The organism is Micromonospora sp. HK10, assembly GCF_000982955.1.
GTDB lineage: Bacteria > Actinomycetota > Actinomycetes > Mycobacteriales > Micromonosporaceae > Micromonospora.
In genome coordinates this window covers 1-264 of sequence record NZ_KQ058788.1, presented here as the reverse complement: position 1 = coordinate 264, position 264 = coordinate 1, and positions in this window count along the sequence as shown.

Here is a 264-nt window from a genome sequence, read left to right as displayed (position 1 = left end):
CCCGGCTGCGGCCGGACAGCCTTCTCCACAGATTCATGCCACTGATCTCCTTGGGCGAGACCGGATCCGCGTACGGCCCGGTGAAAGGGCCCTCGGGACGTCCGCACGGACGGCCGTTGGCGCCACGGGTGTCTTCGGGGGCGCCCGACCCGGACGGGCGTGGTGGTGGTGTGCGACCGACCGGCACGCCGGCCGGTCGAGGAGTCAGCCGTCGTCCGGCGAACCGGTGCCCTCGACGTCTGTGCTCGCGGTGTGGCTCCCCGA